Origin of the sequence: Jiella pacifica, assembly GCF_010500815.1 — a bacterium.
GTDB lineage: Bacteria > Pseudomonadota > Alphaproteobacteria > Rhizobiales > Rhizobiaceae > Jiella > Jiella pacifica.
This window is the reverse complement of record NZ_JAAAMG010000021.1, coordinates 36570-54800: the sequence shown is the minus strand read 5'-3', so window position 1 is coordinate 54800 and position 18231 is coordinate 36570. Positions and strand designations below refer to the sequence as shown.

At 66.3% G+C, this 18231-nt stretch carries 17 protein-coding genes; 10 read left to right on the top strand and 7 right to left on the bottom strand.

Features of this window, described 5'->3' with window-relative positions:
- Positions 1–69: 69 nt before the first annotated feature.
- Both GTK09_RS20890 and GTK09_RS20885 read right to left on the bottom strand, forming a co-directional pair.
- Positions 70–396: an STAS domain-containing protein gene (locus GTK09_RS20890; protein WP_163465334.1), complete on the bottom strand. Its 327-nt coding sequence runs from the start codon at positions 394–396 to the stop codon at positions 70–72.
- Between the two features lie 269 nt (positions 397–665).
- Entirely contained in the window at positions 666–1709 is a 1044-nt protein-coding gene (locus GTK09_RS20885; RefSeq protein WP_312869933.1) for an HD-GYP domain-containing protein, read from the bottom strand.
- Positions 1710–2131: 422 nt separating this feature from the next.
- On the opposite strand from GTK09_RS20885, the gene GTK09_RS20880 reads away from it, so the two are divergent.
- From GTK09_RS20880 to GTK09_RS20850, 7 genes are all read left to right on the top strand, one after another.
- Positions 2132–3049 (top strand): dihydrodipicolinate synthase family protein, encoded by a 918-nt coding sequence (locus tag GTK09_RS20880; RefSeq protein ID WP_163465332.1) that lies wholly within the window; start codon positions 2132–2134, stop codon positions 3047–3049.
- A 205-nt stretch (positions 3050–3254) separates the two neighbouring features.
- The gene (locus tag GTK09_RS20875) at positions 3255–5291 is read left to right on the top strand and encodes an O-linked N-acetylglucosamine transferase, SPINDLY family protein (RefSeq protein WP_163465331.1); all 2037 of its coding nucleotides are present in this window, start codon (positions 3255–3257) and stop codon (positions 5289–5291) included.
- A gap of 145 nt (positions 5292–5436) precedes the next feature.
- Positions 5437–6210 (top strand): glucose-1-phosphate cytidylyltransferase, encoded by a 774-nt coding sequence (gene rfbF, locus GTK09_RS20870; RefSeq protein ID WP_163465330.1) that lies wholly within the window; start codon positions 5437–5439, stop codon positions 6208–6210.
- Positions 6201–7283, top strand: coding sequence for a CDP-glucose 4,6-dehydratase (rfbG, locus tag GTK09_RS20865; protein ID WP_163465373.1), 1083 nt, complete (start codon positions 6201–6203; stop codon positions 7281–7283). The genes rfbF and rfbG overlap by 10 nt, the downstream gene beginning before the upstream one ends.
- The gene (gene rfbC, locus GTK09_RS20860; RefSeq protein ID WP_163465329.1) at positions 7283–7813 is read left to right on the top strand and encodes a dTDP-4-dehydrorhamnose 3,5-epimerase; all 531 of its coding nucleotides are present in this window, start codon (positions 7283–7285) and stop codon (positions 7811–7813) included. The genes rfbG and rfbC overlap by 1 nt, the downstream gene beginning before the upstream one ends.
- Positions 7810–9120 carry a glycosyltransferase family 2 protein gene (locus tag GTK09_RS20855; RefSeq protein WP_163465328.1) on the top strand — a complete coding sequence of 437 codons (1311 nt, stop codon included), beginning with the start codon at positions 7810–7812 and terminating at the stop codon, positions 9118–9120. Before rfbC ends, GTK09_RS20855 begins: the two co-directional genes overlap by 4 nt.
- 92 nt (positions 9121–9212) lie before the next feature.
- Positions 9213–10403 (top strand): class I SAM-dependent methyltransferase, encoded by a 1191-nt coding sequence (locus tag GTK09_RS20850; RefSeq protein ID WP_163465327.1) that lies wholly within the window; start codon positions 9213–9215, stop codon positions 10401–10403.
- 67 nt (positions 10404–10470) lie between these two features.
- Here GTK09_RS20850 and GTK09_RS20845 read toward each other — a convergent pair whose 3' ends face one another.
- From GTK09_RS20845 to GTK09_RS20835, 3 genes are read right to left on the bottom strand one after another with little or no spacing between them, the layout of a single operon-like run.
- Positions 10471–11733, bottom strand: a complete 1263-nt coding sequence (locus GTK09_RS20845) for a glycosyltransferase (protein WP_163465326.1) — start codon at positions 11731–11733, stop codon at positions 10471–10473.
- Positions 11730–12803 carry a radical SAM/SPASM domain-containing protein gene (locus GTK09_RS20840; RefSeq protein WP_163465325.1) on the bottom strand — a complete coding sequence of 358 codons (1074 nt, stop codon included), beginning with the start codon at positions 12801–12803 and terminating at the stop codon, positions 11730–11732. Before GTK09_RS20840 ends, GTK09_RS20845 begins: the two co-directional genes overlap by 4 nt.
- A complete protein-coding gene (locus GTK09_RS20835) occupies positions 12733–13683 on the bottom strand; it encodes an NAD-dependent epimerase/dehydratase family protein (RefSeq protein WP_246218036.1) in 951 nt (316 codons plus the stop codon). Before GTK09_RS20835 ends, GTK09_RS20840 begins: the two co-directional genes overlap by 71 nt.
- Positions 13684–13801: 118 nt before the next feature.
- Here GTK09_RS20835 and GTK09_RS20830 point away from each other — a divergent pair, with 118 nt between their 5' ends.
- From GTK09_RS20830 to GTK09_RS20820, 3 genes are read left to right on the top strand one after another with little or no spacing between them, the layout of a single operon-like run.
- Positions 13802–15007 (top strand): FkbM family methyltransferase, encoded by a 1206-nt coding sequence (locus GTK09_RS20830; RefSeq protein WP_163465324.1) that lies wholly within the window; start codon positions 13802–13804, stop codon positions 15005–15007.
- Complete coding sequence (locus GTK09_RS20825; protein ID WP_163465323.1) at positions 15004–15738, top strand: FkbM family methyltransferase; 735 nt, start codon at positions 15004–15006, stop codon at positions 15736–15738. The genes GTK09_RS20830 and GTK09_RS20825 overlap by 4 nt, the downstream gene beginning before the upstream one ends.
- Positions 15725–16537 (top strand): cephalosporin hydroxylase family protein, encoded by an 813-nt coding sequence (locus GTK09_RS20820; protein ID WP_163465322.1) that lies wholly within the window; start codon positions 15725–15727, stop codon positions 16535–16537. Before GTK09_RS20825 ends, GTK09_RS20820 begins: the two co-directional genes overlap by 14 nt.
- 406 nt (positions 16538–16943) lie before the next feature.
- Here GTK09_RS20820 and rpmF read toward each other — a convergent pair whose 3' ends face one another.
- Both rpmF and GTK09_RS20810 read right to left on the bottom strand, forming a co-directional pair.
- Entirely contained in the window at positions 16944–17123 is a 180-nt protein-coding gene (rpmF, locus tag GTK09_RS20815) for a 50S ribosomal protein L32 (protein ID WP_163465321.1), read from the bottom strand.
- 261 nt (positions 17124–17384) lie between these two features.
- Positions 17385–18074, bottom strand: a complete 690-nt coding sequence (locus GTK09_RS20810; protein ID WP_163465320.1) for a biosynthetic peptidoglycan transglycosylase — start codon at positions 18072–18074, stop codon at positions 17385–17387.
- Between the last annotated feature and the right edge of the window lie 157 nt (positions 18075–18231).

The following is an 18231-nucleotide window of genomic DNA, read 5'->3' as shown; positions in this document are numbered from 1 at the left end:
GGACCCCCTTTCCTGCTCGCCGGCGGCCGCCCGGGCCTCCAATCGGCAGGATCCGGGAAAGACGAGGGACTACGGGAGCTCGGGGACCAGCACGTCGCGAAGCATCGGTGAGAGCCCCGCCCTCTCGACGGCAAGGTCCAGAGCGCCCCCTGCGCTCGCCGCCACCCGCATGGATCGGCCGCCGGCGGCGGTGGACTTGCGAGCCGAAACGAGAAGCTGAAGGACCGCGACATCGACGCCGGTCAGGCCCCGGGCGTCGACCAGGAGATCGCCGGTGCACTGCTGAAATGCTGCAGCGACTTCGGCAACGTTGCGAATATTGCAGTCGCCGGCGAGCTCGAAAACGCGAGATTCGTCAGTTGGACTTTCGATTTCGACTTGACCGGCTCGGCTCATGTTACTCGTTCCATCGTTGTATTCGAGAGGTACGAGGAGAGTTTCAAGATTCCCCTAACGGCGGACATGTGAAACCGCCGAAACTTCTGCGCCGACTAAGTGCTCAACGGCGTCATTGCATACGCACGATCCTCGCCTCAGCTATTCAGGCAGCTGTCGACGGTAACGAGCGGAATATCGACGACATGCTGCAGTAACGGCAGAAACCGTTGCCGACAGTCGAGAGGAATTGCAGTTTCAGGTTGATCGGCGTGGGCTTGCCGACGCCATTAAGCCGCCGCCGTCGCCTCGCAGGCTGCGACCGATCCCATGAGAGAGCGGATCTGCGGCCAGCAGGCGACGAAGGCGTCGACGCAGGCGGGATCGAAATGGCTGCCGCTGCAGGAGACGATCTCCGCGAAGGCTTTCTCGATCGGCCAGGCAGCCTTGTAGGGGCGCTCGGAACAGAGCGCATCGAAGACGTCGGCGATGGCGGTGATCCGCCCTTCGAGGGGGATGGCGTCGCCCGACAGGCCCGCCGGATAGCCGCTGCCGTCCCACTTCTCGTGATGAGTCGCGGCCACGGAGGCGGCGACACGCACCACCTCCGTCGTGGCGTCGCCGAGGATCTGCGCCCCGAACTCGACATGGCGGCGCATGAGGTTCATCTCCTCGGGCGTCAGCCGGCCGGGCTTCTGCAGAACCGTATCGGAGATGCCGATCTTGCCGATGTCGTGGAGCGGCGCCGCGAGATAGAGTATCCGGCCGCGTTCGGGCCCCAGCCCCATCTGGTCGGAAATGAGACGGCAGATCGCGGCAACACGCGAGACGTGCTCACCGGTCGTGCCGTCGCGAAATTCGATCGCCCGCGCCAGGCGCCAGATGATTTCCTCCTCACGCGCCACGAGTCTGGCCGTCGCCGTCGCAACTTCGGCACACAGTTGTCGGGCCCGGTCGGCGAGTTCGATCTGGGCTTGCCGGAGAGCGACGAGATTCCTTACGCGCGCCTGCAGTTCCACCCAGTCGACGGGCTTGCTGAGGAAATCGGTCGCGCCAGCCTGAATGGCCTGAAGCTTCACGTCCCTGCCGATCGTCGAGGCGATCATGATAATCGGAACGAGCCGGTAGGCCTCGAGGCTGCGAAGCGTCTTCAACACCTCCACGCCGTCAAGTTTCGGCATGATGTAATCGACGAGAACGAGATCGAACTGATCGTGCTCGCACTCGCGCAACGCGACCTCCGGATCGAGGCAGACTGCCGACGAGAGTCCGGGAATTTCGTCTATCTTGTTGGCGATGGCAGCGGCGCTCGATCTGCTGTCATCGATGACCATCACGCGCATGCCGACGGGCCCATTCACATTGCAGTGTTGTTCTCATTCAGCTACATAAAATTGAAAAACTCCTAAACGCCCTCTGGAAGCGGTTGAAATCGGAAGTTTTTTCTTGAAGCGCCGCAATCAGCACTGTCGCGCGCCTGGAAGCAGTGCGAGCGCACAAGCCGACCGGCGATAGGCAATCCCTGACTTCCGGCTCGTGATCATCGCCGGGCCTGCGATCTCGTTTCGGAAAAATCGCGATCCCGTTCGACGGGCGAACGCTCCTCCGGTGGTGGCGATCAGCATCCGGCTTGAGCTTCGCATGGGCAGGGAATAGAACGGCAAACGTCGCCCGCAGCAGATGCTTTCGGCGGTCGATGCCTGGGCTTTTTCAACCCTTGCCGCTTCCACCCCGCCACGACGAGCCCCGTTCGACCATGACTTCCATGTCCTACACCGGCGCCTGGCCGGTCGCTCCGACACCCTTCAACGACGATGGGACCCTCGATCTTCCCGGCATGCGGCGGGTGCTCGACTGCATCGCCGACCAGGGCGCCGACGGCATCTGCATCCTCGCCAACTTCTCCGAGCAGTTCCTCATCGCCGACGACGAGCGCGAGACGCTGACGCGGCTCTGCCTCGAACACATTGCAGGCAGGGTGCCGGTGATCGTGACGATCTCGCACTATGCGACGCAGATCGCCGTCGCTCGCGCCCGGCTCGCCAAGGACCTCGGCGCAAGCGCGGTGATGATGATGCCGCCCTACCACGGTGCGCTGCTCAAGGGCACGCCCGAGCAGACCTTCGAGCAGGTGGCGCGGGTCGGTGAGGTGGGAATTCCCATCATGATCCAGGACGCGCCATTGTCGGGCGTCGAGCTGCCGGTGCCGCTGCTCGTCCGGATGGCCCGCGAGATCGAGATGGTGAAGCTCTTCAAGATCGAATGCGCGGGCGCCGCAGCCAAGCTTCGCCGGCTGATCGCCGAAGGCGGCGAAGCGATCGAGGCGCCCTTCGACGGCGAGGAAGGCATCACCATGCTCGCCGATCTCGACGCGGGTGCCCGCGGCACGATGTGCTCGGCGATGATCACCGAGCATATTCGTTCGGTGGTGCTCGACCATCTGAACGGCGACCGACCCGCGGCGGCGGCCGGCTATCAGCGGCTTCTGCCGGCGGTCAATCACGAGAACCGCCAGTGCGGCTTTCGCGCCGCCAAGGCGGCGATGGTCGAAGGCAAGGTCTTCGCCTCGGAGTTCAGCCGTCATCCCGTGCCGCCGCTTTCCCCCGAAACCCGTGCCGAACTCCTCGACCATTTGCGGCCGCTCGAGCCCGTCGCAATGCGCTGGGGGCACTAACGATCGAGCGCGGCGATCGATACGGCCAGCCGGCCGCCGATCACCGCGCCCCAATCGCCTCCCCCAGCGACAGCAGGCGCGCGGCATGATCGCGTCGATCCGGCAAGGCGCGCCTCGACATTCCCCTCCTTCTTCGGTGACGTCAGACGGAGACAAGCTCCGTCGGTCATTCTGCCGCTTCCCGTGAAACAGCGATCTGGAAGCGATGGGACTGCAGCTGGAGAAGGCGGTCGGCAAGGCCCGCAAGTTCGAAAAGAAGGGCGAGCTGGACGCCGCGGCGGACGTCTATTCGCAGCTTCTCGGCCAATTCCCGCAAAATCGGCGCGTCGCCGCCGCTCTGCAATCGCTGCTCCAGCGCATCGGCGATCCGCCGGTCGCCAAGCTGCAGACGCTCGAGGCGGCCTATAACCGCAACGACCACGCCCTGGTCATTGACGCCGCTACGGCCCTGGCGGCGAGCTTCCCGCGCTCCTTCACACTCTTCAACATCCTCGGCGCCGCGCAGCTCGCCCTGCGCGACGCGCCGGGCGCCGAGGCGAGCTTCCGCCGGGCGCTCGCGATCCATCCGCAGAACCTCGATGCCATGAGCAATCTCGGCGTCGCGCTGAAGGTCCAGGGACGCGTCGCCGAGGCGTTGCAATGCTACACGGCGGCGGCGCAGCTTTCCCCGGACAACGGCAACATCAAGTTCAATCTCGCCAATCTCCTGCGCCAGAGTGCCCGGCGGGAGGAGGCGCTCGCGGTCTATCATGAACTGGCCCGCGCGCGGCCGTCTGACGCTGAGCCGCGGTTCCTCATGGCGGCGACGCTTCAGGAGCTCGGTCGGGGCGCCGAGGCGGTCGAGGAGGCGGGCAAGGCCCTTGCGATCGATCCGTCGCAAGACCGGGCGCGCGCGCTCCTCCTCCACCAGCTCGGCCATTTCTGCGACTTCGACGCCGCCCGTCCCCATCTGGAAGGGATCGAGGCGCTCGGCATCGAGGGGTCGCCGGTCGAGCCCTTCGCCCTGCTCGCGCTCGACGATTGCCCGGCCCGCGGCCTTGAGCGTTCGCACGCCTGGGCGCGGCGGTTCCCGACGGCCCCTGCCCTGCCGCGCACGACCCGACGCGACGGGCCGATCCGCATCGGCTATTTCTCCGCCGACTTTCACAACCACGCGACCATCTATCTGATCTCGCGGGTGTTCGAACATCACGACCGCAACGCCTTCGAGATCAATCTCTATTCCTTCGGCGGCAAGGAAGGCGGCGCGATCACCGCGCGGCTGGCGCAAACTTCCACCCGCTACCGCGACGTCCACCGGCTTTCCGACGCCGAGATCGCGAAACTGGCGCGCGAAGACGGGCTCGACATCGCCGTCGATCTCAAGGGCTACACCAAGAACGCCAGGCCGGAGATCTTCGCCAGCCGGGCAGCGCCCGTGCAGATCAACTATCTCGGCTTTCCGGGCACGATGGGCGCGCCCTTCATCGACTATCTCGTCGCCGATCCCGTGTTGATCCCGGACAGCCACCAAGCCCACTATTCCGAGAAGATCGTCTATCTGCCGCACAGCTATCAACCGACCGACGACAGCCGCATCGTTCCGGCCGATCCGTCGAGCCGCAGCGACCATGGGCTTCCGAATGATGGCTTCGTTTTCGCCGCCTTCAACGCCACCTACAAGATCCAGCCGCGCGACTTCGCCATCTGGATGCGGCTGCTTTCGGCCGTCGAAGGCAGCGTGCTCTGGCTGTTCCGCTCCAACGGTCCGGCCGAAGCGAACCTGAAGAAGGCTGCCGTGGCACACGGCATCGACCCCGCCCGGCTCGTCTTCGCGCCGGCCCTCCCCCATCTCCTGCACCTCGCCCGCCACCGCCACGCCGACCTCTTCCTCGACACCTTCGCCTGCAACGCCCATACGACGGCGAGCGACGCGCTCTGGGCGGGTCTGCCGTTGGTCACGCGGATCGGCGAGCAGTTCGCCGCAAGGGTGGCGGCGAGCGTCCTGACGGCGGCCGGCCTGCCGGAACTGGTCACGCAATCGGACGAGGCCTACGAGGCCCTCGCCCTCGCCCTCGCCCGCGATCCGGGGCGGCTCGGCGCGCTGAGGCACAAGCTCGTGTCCACCCGCGCCGGCGCTCCGCTGTTCGACAGCCGCGCCTATACCCGCGATCTCGAAGCCGCCTACCGCGCCGTCCACCGACGCTGGCTCGACGGCGAAGCGCCGGCGGTGGTTCGGATCGACGGCGCGGCGGCAGGCTAGCGGCTTTGCTTCAGGCTCGCACAAGTGCTTTCGCGTTACTTCGTCGCCAACGAAAAGCAGAGCCGACCGATTCCGCAATGAGATATTCGACGCCGGAAAACGTCATCAAGTCTTACTGGCCCGCCCACCAATCCGGAGTCGCCGCATGAAGGTCGTCATTCTTGCCGGCGGGCGCGGCTCGCGGCTCAGCGAAGAGACGACGATGCGGCCGAAGCCGCTCGTCGAGATCGGCGACAAGCCGATCCTCTGGCACATCATGAGCATCTACGCGCATTTCGGCTTCGACGATTTCGTCATCTGCGCCGGCTACAAGAGCTACCAGATCAAGGAATACTTCGCCAATCTGGTTCTCCACCATTCCGACATCACGGTCGACCTCGGCAAGAACACCATCCAGTATCACCACTCGAAGCGGCCGAACTGGAAGGTCACCGTCGTCGATACCGGGCTTGATACCATGACCGGCGGCCGGCTGAAGCGGATCAGGCCGTTCCTGAACGATGACGAGCCCTTCCTGATGACCTATGGCGACGGCGTCGCCGACGTCGACGTCGCGGCCGAGGTCGCCTTCCACAAGTCGCACGGGCTGCAGGCGACGATGTGCGCCATCGCCCCTCCGGGGCGCTTCGGCACCGTCGAGATCGAGGGCGATCAGGTTTCCGCCTTCGTCGAAAAGCCGGAAGCCAACCGGCAGCGCATCAATGGCGGCTTCTTCGTCCTCGAAACCTCCGTCCTCGATCTGATCGACGGCGACCGGACATCCTTCGAAGGCTGGCCGCTCGAGCAGCTCGTCGCCAAAGGCGAACTCGCCGCCTATCGTCACGACGGCTTCTGGCAGCCGATGGACACGCTGCGCGAGCGCGATCATCTGGAGGAACTCTGGCGATCGGGCCGCGCACCGTGGAGGCTCTGGTCGTGAGCGGCTTCTGGCAGGGACGCCGCGTCCTCCTCACCGGCCAGACCGGCTTCAAGGGCGCCTGGCTCAGCCTCTGGCTGGAGCGGCTCGGCGCGCGTGTCACCGCCGTCGGCCTTCAGCCCGACACCAATCCCTCGCTCCACCGGATGCTGGCGCCCTTCGAGGGCCAGACCCACCACATCGGCGACATCCGCAATCTCGGCGCGATGGAACGGCTCGTCGCCATGGCGCAGCCGGAGATCGTCTTCCATCTCGCCGCCGAGGCGCTGGTGCGCCGCTCCTACGACGATCCGGTCGCGACCTTCTCGACCAACGTCATGGGGACAGTGAACCTCCTCCAGGCGCTGCGGCGCGCCTCTGCGCTTCAAGCTGTCGTCGTCGTCACCACCGACAAGGTCTATGCCAATGACGAGGCAGGCAGGCCGTTCGAGGAAGCCGACCGGCTCGGCGGCAAGGACCCCTACAGCGCCTCCAAGGCCGCGGCGGAACTCGTCGTCGACAGCTTCAGGGCAAGCTTCTTCGCGTCCGGCGGCCCGGCGATCGCCACCGCCCGCGCCGGCAATGTCGTCGGCGGCGGCGACTGGGCCGCGGACCGGCTGATCCCCGACTTCGTCCGGGCGATGGCCAAGGGCGAGCCCTTGCGGCTGCGCTCGCCGATGGCCATCCGCCCCTGGCAGCACGTGGTCGAGCCGCTGGCCGGCTATCTCGCGCTCGCCGAGGCCCTGACAACGCGGCCGGGAACCGTGCCTGCGGCGCTGAACTTCGGCCCCGACCCGGCGCAGTTCGCCAGCGTCGCCAAGGTCGCCGAGACGCTCGGCCAGGCCTTCGATCTTCCCCTGCCCTGGCTGCCCGCTGCCGGCATCAATCCGCCCGAGGCGCAGCATCTTCGCCTGTCCTCGAAGCTCGCCGCCGAGACCCTCGGCTGGCGCCCGCTGTTGTCGCTCGAACAGACCCTCGCCTTTACCGCCGACTGGTATCGCGCCCATCGGGACGGCGCCGACATGCGCGCCATAACGATGGCGCAGATCTCCGCCTATGCGGACAAGCTGCAGCTCGAACAGGTCGAGGCCGCCTGATGCGTTTCGTCGAGACCGCCGTCGCCGGAGCCTATGTCGTCGAGCCCGACCCGTTCGTCGACGAGCGCGGCATCTTCGCCCGCACCTTCTGCGCCGAGACCTTTGCGGCCAAGGGTCTCGTCGATCGCTTCGTCCAGACCAACACCTCGTTCAACCCGCAGAAGGGCACGCTGCGCGGACTCCATTGGCAGGAGGCGCCGAAGGGCGAGGCCAAGCTGGTGCGCGCAACCCGCGGCCGGCTCTTCGACATTGCCCTCGATCTGCGGGCGGATTCGCCGACCTATCTCGCCCATGTCGCCGTCGAACTCGACGCCGACCGGCGCAATGCCCTCTACGTCCCCGTCGGCTGCGCCCACGGTTTTCTGACCCTGACCGACGACTGCGAGGCCTTCTACCTCGTTTCGGAAAACTACTCGCCCGAGGCGTCCCGCGCCGTGCGCTGGGACGACCCCGCCTTTTCGATCGCCTGGCCTGCCGAGCCGCAAGTCATTTCACCGCGCGACGCCAGCGCCGAGGACTATGCATCATGAACATCATCGTCGATCCCGCCAAGCTGTCCACCGCAAAGCCGAGGGCGAACGCCGACGCGTCCACCGACGTCGTCCTCAGCATCTGCGTGCCGACCTACAACCGGGCGAACTTCCTCAGGCACCTGTTCCCGCATATCCGGGAAGTCGCGAAGGCCTTCGACTTCTCCTACGAGATCGTCGTTTCGGACAATTGCTCGCCCGACGAGACGCCGGAGATCGTCGCGGGCTTCATCGCCGAGGGCCTGCCGATCCGCTATTTCCGGCAGGAGGAAAACAAGCGCCTGTCGAACCTCTTCAGCGCCTTCCGCCATGCCCGCGGCGAGTTCCTCGTCTATCTTGCCGACGACGACCTGATCATTCCCGAGGCCTTGGCGGACAATATCCGCTTCATGCGGGACAATCCGGAGATCCGCGCGCTCTATACGCCCTGGGAAATCTACGACGCGCAAGCCGGCAAGGCCCACGGTCAGTTCTTCCGGCTGCCGAAGCCGGTTCAGCTGTTCGCGCCGGGCCAGGAGATCGAACTCCTGAAGATGCTGGTCGACCACCACGTCATGCCGGAGATCGCGATCTATCGGGCCGAGGCCGTGCGCCAACTCGTCTCGGCGCCGCAGTTCTGCTACTGGGCCTTCGCCTATCTCGCGACGATGATCTCGCAAGGACCGATCGCCTTTCGCGACGTCCCCTACTACCGCTCGGTGACGCTGACGCCGGTGATGCCGAACCGGCATCAGGAAGGCACCCACGACAATCTCCACAACTGGGATGCCTTCCGCGGCGGCATCGAGTTCATGATCTTCAGCCTGTTGAAGCGGCACGGGCTGACGCCGGACCGCGAGCTCGGTTCGATCTTCCGCGGCATGGTCGACCATTTCCTGCACCTGCGCATGCACGTCTCGCTGCGGCTCTGGCTCGGGCGGCGGGATTATCTGCGAGCCTACGAGCTGATCGCCCGGCTCAGCTACCTCAATCCCGCCAGCGTCCAGAACATCGCCGGTCTCGACACGCTGTTGCCACGCCTCAAGGCGCAGATCCTCGCGCAACTGGCCAACGGCATCGCCGAGGTCGAGCGTCTGGCCGTCTTCGGCATCGAGGACATCGCGACGTTCGAGACGGATCTCCGCGACCTGGGCCTGAAGCCGCACATCGCGGTCGTGAGCGGCGAGGCCCTGACCGGAGGCGAAGCACCGGAGACGACCTTTGCCTTCGTCCGCGACGAGGCGATGCGGCGGGACCTCCTCGAGGCCGGCTTCGAGACCGGCCTCGTCGTCAGCGCCCATGACATCGAGGTGAACTTTCCGCTCTGACGGAACCGGGCCGCCCTCCCGCATCCGTCGCCCAACCGGGACCCGACGCGATCCACTTTATCTGCGCCGAATCCGCCAAGGAACGCCATTCGATGACGTGTTGCCACGCCTGCGGCGAGACCGCCCGCCCGATCGCGGACATCGCCTTCCGCGACTTCGACGGATCTTTGTTCTCGCGCTCCGGCGTCATCCGCCACTGCCGGGCCTGCGGCCTCGGCGTTGTCGATACCGGGCTCTCCGACGCCGAGATCGCCCGGCACTACGCCGACGACTGCATCTATGCGGAGATGACCGGCGTCGGTGTCGGCGGCAATACGCCGGAAGACCTCTTCCGCTACGAGCGCTATGACGAGTTTCTGGCGCCCGATCTCGGCGAGATCATCGGCCGCGCCGGCCTCGTCGACGTCGGCTGCTCGCGGGGTGGCATGCTACGTCATTTGAGAACCCGGCACCCTCGCCTGCCGCTTCTCGGCGTCGATCTCGACGAGACCAGCCTGCGGACGCTGCGCGAGGCCGGCGTTTCGGCCAAGGGCGGCAGCGCGCTCGACCTGCCGCTCGCCGACGCCAGCCAGTCGATGCTGTCCTATCTGCACGTCTTCGAGCACATCCTCGACACCGACGCCGTCCTGAAGGAGGCTTCCCGGGTCCTCGCCGACGACGGGCTCTTGTTCGTCGAGGTGCCGGACGCGCCGGACTATGGCGCCGGCGAAGCCCGGGTCGGCACGATGTTCTGGCTGGCGATGAAGGAGCACGTCTATCACTTCACCGAGGCGTCGCTGGCGGCGATCCTGGCGCGCAACGGCTTCGCCGTCCAGCGCGCGATGCGCTCGCACATGCCGATGCGCGCCGGCAAGGCCTATCCGTCACTGATGGTCATCGCCCGCAAGACGCAAAGCCCTATCGCGCTCGACCCCGCCGGTGCGCCGCACGACGCCTTGCCGGACCATATCGGCGCCGAGACCCGCGCCTTCGACGAACAGGCGGAAGCCGTCAGGGCCTTCGCCGGACGCCATGAGCGCCTGGCCTTCTGGGGTATCAGCCTCGAGTTCCTCAATCTCTGGGCGCGGCTCGGTGCGGAATTGACGCAGCGCCAGCCGGTCCGCCTCTTCGACCGCAACCGCGGCAAGCACGATCTGACGGTGGACGGGCTCCCCATCCGACCGGCCGCGCCGCCGCAGGGCTCGGAAGGGCTCGTCGTCTGCGCCTACATGGCCGGGGATCCGATCGCCGCGGAGGCCGAAAGGCTCGGTTGGCCCTCCGAGGACATCCTCGTGCTGGCGTAGCCGCTTGGGCTGCAACGCGGAACCTGACCGACTGGCGAGGCAGCCGGCCGACCGTGACGGCTGTCCTTTAAGGCAGGCGCGCGGAGAACTGCGCGAGCCCGGTGTCGCCGGGAAAACATCGCCTGAAATGGCCGAGGCTTCCCTTGGCAGGCGTCGGCGCCAGGAGCTGCGCGACGGCGCGGTCGCGCCGCGCCTTTGCCGCCGCAAGCGGGCCGCCGAGGCTCGTGGCGAACCACTCTGCCGGCGTCTCCCCGAGCGCTTCGACGAAGTTGCGCGGCCGCTTCGGCGCTTCCATGAGACCCGCGTGGATCGCCGCGAAGGCGGCGACGCTGGCCCTTGGCGAATGGCTCGCGGCAACCCGGCGCGCGGCTTCCGCCCCGAGCCTTGCGACGGCGTCCGGATTTTCGACCATCCAGTCGAGCCAGCGGCGGGCATCCTCGATGCTCGTCGCGACGAGCCCGGTCTCGCCATGGGTGACGATCGCTCGCTCCGCCGGATTGGCGAGGACGAGCGGGCAGAGGCCGAGGGACATCGCCTCGACGAGGGCGTTTTCGCCGGTGCCGTAATGGTCGGGGGTGAGAAGGTAGAGGAAGGCGTCGAGGCCGGCGAGGGCCTCGGCCGGGTCTTCGGCATGACCTTCGAAGACGACCCGCGCCGGATCGCGCATGGCCGCCGCCCTGGCCGCGACCGCGCCATTCGGATCGACACGCCCGAAGAGGCGGACGCGCAGATCTTGCGTCGCCATGTCGACGACGTCGAAGAAGCCCGGATGGAGCTTGGCGAAATCCAGCGTGCCGAGCGATCCGAAGGCGAGCTCGCCATCTTGCGGCCTCGACGAATGGGAGCGGGCGGGAAAGCCGAAGCCGGAATTTACCACCGCAAACCCCTCCCGCCGATCGGCGATCGCGACCTGCAGATTGGCCGCCTCGAAGGAACAAAGCGAGGTGAAGACGGTTCTGTCGGCGAGCTGCGACAGGGCCGCCGGAATGACCGGCGGGGCGAGGCCCGAGACATGGCACCAGAGCGCCAGCCGGTGCGCCGGCAAGGCGGTGCGCGCCAGGAATTCGTAGATCCGCGGATGGCCCCACCATTCGATCTGGAGGATGTCCGCCTCGGCGACGAGGCCGATGGTCTCGGCCTTCGACGGGCAGACGACCACCTCTGAGCCCGCCGCCGCGATGCTCTCGGCGAAGCGCTGATCTTCCGGCCGTTCGAGAAGGAGGAAGCCGTGCCGCTCCGTCGATCCCATGTCCCGCCGGGCTTCAGCGAGCGCGGCATGGGCCTTGCCGACGCCGCCGCCGAGATGGGCCGCGACGTGGAGGATTTTCATTCGGCCGCTTCCGGCAGCCGCCTCAGGCCGCCCGGAGCCGGCACCGAGGGATCGAGCGTGACCTTCTGCCGGAACCGCGCGAGCAGCTCCTCGCGATAGGGATCGATGTTGTCGGGCAGGCAGTGGGTGAGCTGGCCGCAGCCGCCGCAGACGCCGTTGTCGCAGCGCCGGCCCTCAAGATGCTGGAGCCGCAGCGCGTTCATCTTGTCGGAGTTCCAGATCTCCTTCATCGACTGGACGCGCGCGTCGCCGATGACCAGCTTGCGCTCCCAGTCGAGGAAGCACGAGCTGACCAGGCCGTCGGCATTCACCGAATAGCCGTAGAAGATGTAGGGGCAGGTATCGGTATTGCCGATCGTCTGCTGATAGATGCCCGTCGAGATCTTGATGCCGGTATGGGCCTCGATGTCGAACTCGGGCCAGCAGGGGGCGAAATTCTCGATGAAGATGCGGTCGCAGTGATCGCCGAAGGTGTCGAAGAACTCCTGGCGCTGCGCCTCGGTGATCAGCTCCCCGGGGATCTTCACGACGATCTCGCAGTCGCCCTTGTTCTCGTAGAGCCAGCGGACGTTCGTGACGAAGCCTTCGAAGTCGAAATTCGCCTTGGTGAAGCGCTGGTACTGTTCGCGATTCATGCCGTCGACGGAGATGTTGATCTTGTCGAGGCCGGCTTCGAGCACCGGGCCGAGCCGATCCGGCGTCAGGAAGGTGCCGTTGGTGGTGGTGTCGATATAGTCGACATGGCCGCTTTGCTTGGCGTAGCGGATCATGTCGGCAAAGCGCCTGTTGAGGAACGGCTCGCCATCCTTGTAGAGCCGCAGGACCTTGATCGGCTTGTCGAATTGCCCAAGGTCGTCGACGATCTTCTGGAACAATTCGTATTTCATCGCGCCCTGATAGCGGCCGGTATCGCGGATCATGTCGCGATGGCCGGTCGGGCAGAAGGTGCACTGGAAATTGCAGGCGCTGGCCGGATCGACGAAGACGATGAACGGCGTCTTAAGTGGAATGACCGTCTCGAGACGGGTCCGGTCCTCGAGATTGATGCGCGGCTTGATCTCGGCTTTCATCGTGTATCGCTCGTTCGGGAACCAGGGGCGCGAGATTGCTCACGCCGACGACGGCCGCCGGATCACCCGGACGCAAGGGCGCCGAGCCGAATTCCAGCAGATCGCGCTGACCGGTTTCCTCGGCGATTTCCTCGACGAAGGCCCGGAGCGTGATGGCGCGACCTGAACAGATGTTGATTGCGCCAGCCTGTTCACGCGATACGATGCTGGCAATCATCCGCCCCGCCTCGGCGACGTCGAGAAAGTCGCGCAGCTGCGTGCCGGCGGAGAGCTTTGCCGTCTTCTTCTCCGCAAGACAGGCCCTGACATAGGGAACGAGCCGGTTCGGATGCTCGCCCTCGCCATGGAGATAGAACAGCCGCGCCCAGGAAAAGCGGACCGGCTTTCCAGCGAAATAGCGCTCCAGCGCCGTGAACAGCGCGACCTTCGTCGCGGCATAGAGCGTTTCCGGCCTCAGCGGCGAGTCGACCGTGAGGCGGTCGGACGGGAGCTGATATTCGAAGCAGGTGCCGATGCCGATCACCTGAGCGACGCCGGCCTCGACCGCCGCACGGGCGAGCGCCAGGCTGCCGGAAAGGCAGGCAAGGTTCTCTTCGGCTTCGAGATAGCGGCCGGGCTCGACGAACCAGGCCGCATGAACCAGCGTGTCGACGCCTTCGCAGGCGGCCACGAGATGGGGAAACGTTTCGGCGAAGAGATCGGCGGTCTCAAGGATGTCCGCCGCCGCCGCGAGGCGATCGGCCGAACCGGGGCGGATCAGCACCCGCACCTGATGGCCGTCTTCGATGAGCGCCCGATGGATATGCCGGCCGACGAAACCCGTCGCACCCGTCAGAAGAACGCGCTTTGGCTGGGTGGCCGTCAGGGACATCGTCAGCATCACAAAGTTGTTTGAAGTCTTTCCACCGAGGCTCCGTTCCATCTTTTCCGCCGGGCCGCAAGCTCTGCGCGAGACCGGTTCGCCATAAGGGACTTCAATTCGAGCCCCGGACGATCAGATGGACGCCGCTTTCTCGGGCCTATCCGCCGCCCGGACCTTCCACGCCCTGCCGGACCCGGCGACGGCCCTCGCCCTCCTTGGCGAGGCCAATCGCCGCGCCCCGGCCGGTGGGCCAGTCGCTGCCCGAGGACGCGATCTCTGGCTCTACGGCGCCGGCAATCTCGGCCGGCTCGCCCGGACCCACTGCGACTTCGTCGGCCAGGAGGTGGCCGGCGTCGTCGACCGCAATGCCGAAGCCCAACAAGGGGCGCCGGAATGGGGTGGCCTGCCGGTGCTTCGTCCGGACGAGGTTCCTTCCGACGCCAGGTCGCAGGCGCTGCTCGCGGTCTCGATCGTGACTGCGCCCTTCGTGCCCCTGCGCGACCAGTTGCTCGCCGAGGGTTGGGGCGCGGTGGTCCCCTTCTACGACGTCGCCGAAGGCTTCCGCCATCGCCATCCTCTGTCGAACGGCTGGTTCGCATACCCGCTGGGTCCGGCGGCGATCGAGGATGCCGGCGACGTTCTGAACGGCCTTGCCGACGATCACTCCCGCGCTCATTACCTGCGCTTCGCCGCCTGGCGGCTCGCCCGCGAGGAGTGGGACTTTCCGGAGGCACCCGTCACCACCGGCGACCGCTTTTTCATTCCGGAGGTTCTCGGCGCCATCCGTCCCGGCGAGCGCATCCTCGACAGCGGCGCCCATCATGGCGAGCTGGTGCCGCGCTTCTTCGGGGCTTTCAACGGCGCGATGGAGCGGCTCTGGGCGATCGAGCCCGATCCCGGCAGCCTGGGGATGCTGAAAGCTGCGAGCGAGACGTGGCCGTCCGATCTGCACAGCCGCGTCACCATTCTCGACGAAGTGCTGAGCGATCGGCCGGGACCGGTGCGCTTTCATCACGGTCTCGGCTATGCCTCGCAGATCGCCCCGACCGGTCAGATGGAGCGCGACGCCACGACCATCGACGCGCTCGGCCTCGACCCGACCGTCGTCAAGCTGCATCTGGAAGGCGGCGAACTGGATGCGCTGAAAGGTGCGGGCGAGACGATCGCGCGGAACCGGCCGATCCTGATCGCCACCGTCTATCACGACGCCGCCGGCCTGATCGACACGCCGCTTCATCTGATGCGGACCCTGGAAGACTATGCGGTGTCGATGCGCAGCCACGGCTATTGCGGCACCGGCGCCGTCGTCTATGCCATCCCGAAGGAGCGCCTGACCTCATGAAGACGCAAGCCTTCGTCATGGATCTCGGGATGAACAACGGCGACGATACGGCCTATTATCTCGCCAAGGGATTTGCCGTCGTCGCCCTCGAAGCCAATGGCGACCTCGTCGCGACATGCCGCCGGCGCTTTGCGGAAGCGATCGAATCGGGCCGCCTCACCATCGTCGAAGCCGCGATCTTTTCGAGCGAGGGCGAGGTGACCTTCCTCGTCAACGAGGCGAACGATCACTGGAGCAGCATCGAGCCCGGCTGGGCCGGCCGTGAGGACACCGCCACCCGGCCGGTGAGGGTTCCCGCCGTGACGCTGGGCACACTGTTCCAGCGCTACGGCGTGCCGCACTATCTCAAGATCGACGTCGAAGGCGTCGACGGGATCGTGCTGGACCAGCTCGCCGAAGCCCCGGTCAGGCCGACCTATGTCAGCGTCGAGGATTGCCGCTTCGGCTTCGACTATGTCGAGACCCTGTCGCGGGCCGGCTACGAGCGATTCAAGCTGCTCGACCAGTCGCGCGTTCCGACGCTTGACGACCCGGCGATCTCCCACCGGTTTCCAGCGGGCTCCTCGGGGCCCTTCGGCGAGGACGTGCCCGGCGAGTGGCTGGAGCGGCAGGATTTCGTCGAACTCTACGCCACCACCGTCCGCGACCGCGCCGGCAACCGCCTCGCCCCCCGCACCCGCTGGTGGGACATTCATGCAAGCACAGCCGGAGGACCCCATGGATCCCGTTGAGACCTTTCGCCGCTTCGTGTCGGACAACATCGCCCGGGCCGGGTCCGACAGGGGCTTCGTCGGCCTTTCCGACGTCTGGGTACGCGAAGCGATCCGCTACAACTACGCCCAGAACTTCACCTGGCTCGGCCGGCCGATCGTCCAGGTGCCGCAGGACATCTACGCCATCCAGGAACTGATCTGGGCCTGCCGCCCCGACCTGGTGATCGAGACCGGCATCGCCCATGGCGGCTCTTTGGTGATGAGCGCGTCGATGCTGGCGATGCTCGACTATTGCGACGCCGTGGAGGCGCAGACGTCGCTCGATCCGCGCGCCAGCCGGCGCAAGGTCGTCGGCGTCGACATCGACATCCGGGCCCACAATCGCTCGGGTCTCGACGCCCATCCGATGCGCCACAAGATCCATCTTCTGGAAGGCTCGTCGCTCGCTCCGGAGATCGCGGACAAGATCCGCGCCCATGCCGAGGGCTACGACCGGGTGATGGTGTTTTTGGATTCCAACCACACCCATGAGCACGTCCTGGAAGAGCTGAAGCTCTACGCGCCGTTGACCTCGAAGGGGTCCTACTGCGTCGTCTGGGACACCGGCGTGGAGGACCTGCCGCAGGACATGTGCGCCGACCGCCCCTGGGGAAAGGGAAACAATCCGAAGACCGCCGTGCGGGCCTATCTCGAACTCGTCGGCAAGGGCGGCACGACCGGCCATGACGGCGCGCCGCTCGATTTCGTCACCGACGCCGTCATCGAGAACAGACTGATGATCACCGCCTCCAGGGACGGCTTCCTGAAGCGGGTCTGATACGCGGTCCGATCGATCAGACCGGGCCGTGTATCAAGCCCGCGCGGCCATCGAGCGGACCCGACATCCCGGAGGGATCCGGCGGACTCCGGACGGGACCGCCGGCCCCGGTCTCGACCGGCGCCAAGAGGTTCGAGCACCATCGCCGCGGGGACTTCAGACCAGCGGGATCGTCGTCGGGCCAGTCGTCTGGCGTCGAAGATCGCGATGCGCTCGCCGGACGGAGACCTCGGCGTCCATGTCCCTCGGCACGGGGGCTCCGGACAAGCAAAAAGCCGGGCAGACCCGGCTTCTCGATCGATTCGGAGCGGCGCGCTCTCGGCGCATCGCAGCCGAGCACTCACCGCTTGAAAATTCCCGCCCAGCTGAAGGCGCCCCGTGTCGGGACGCCGTCGGCCCGGTGTTCTCAGTCCTTGACGGCGAGGATCTGCTTGCCGCGATACATGCCCGTCTTCAGGTCGATGTGATGCGGACGGCGAAGCTCGCCGGAATTCTTGTCCTCGATGTAGGTCGGCGCCTTGAGGGCGTCGGCCGAGCGGCGCATGCCGCGCTTCGACGGGGATACTTTCCGTTTGGGTACGGCCATGGTCTGCTCCATTGCCGGCGCTGGCTCGAACCCGGCACCGGTCTCGTCTGTTCGTTCGTCTTCAGGGCCCGGCTCGCCGAGAGCTTTCGGCGCCCGCGACCGGTATTTCCGCCGCATGGCTTCGATGCGGCAGCAAAGGCCGTATCGGGAATACCGGCATGGCGGGAATTCGAGGCTGCCCATAGCAAAGATGCGGGGAAAAGAAAAGAGCCAGCGGACCAGCATCGACGGCCGCTCGGCGCAGCCCCGGCTCTCCCGGCCTCAACCCGCGTCGAGGCAACCGACATAGGCCCCCGAGGCCTTGGCCAGACGTTCCACCCGCTGCGCCAGCCGGCGCATGGTCCGGCTCGGATTGGCGGGGTTGCGGGCGTCCGGCGCCGGCAGCGACACGGTGATCAGCGCCGCCTCGCGGGCCGTCAGCTGCGAGGCCGGCTTGCCGAAATAGTGCTGGCTCGCCGCCTCGATACCGTAGACGCCCGTGTCCCACTCGGCGATGTTGACGTAGATCTCCAGGATCCGCCGCTTCGACAGGACGAAGTCGAAATAGATCGCCAGCGGCAGTTCCATCGCCTTGCGGACGAAGGAGCGGTCGTTCCACAGGAAGAGGTTCTTGACCGTCTGCATGGTGATCGTCGAGGCGCCGCGGGTCTCCTCGCCGTCGAGCGCCTGGTCGACCACCGCCAGCATCTCGCCCCAGTCGACCCCGCGATGGCGGCAGAACTGCCCGTCCTCGGACATGATCACCGAGTGCAGGAGAACCGGCGCGACGTCGTCGATCGACACCCAGTCCCTGAGGACCGGGCGGACGGTGACCTCGTCCCACAGCATCAGCGTCGAGACCGGATGAACGCCGCGAATCGCGTAGATCGGCGTCAGGACCAGCGGGATCGCCGCCAGGACGACAAGCACGATCGTCACCCAGGCGGCTATGCGCTTCGTCGTTTTGAACATCTCGGGATCATCGGCACGATCAAATGGGGGCGGGTCGGCAGGGACAAGCGCGAAAGGGCTGACGCGCCGAAAGGGCAACCTTTACTTATCGGCGGTATAAAGCCGGCGCAATGGCTCTCAGATGGCCAGCGAAAAATCTCCCACAATGATATTAAGA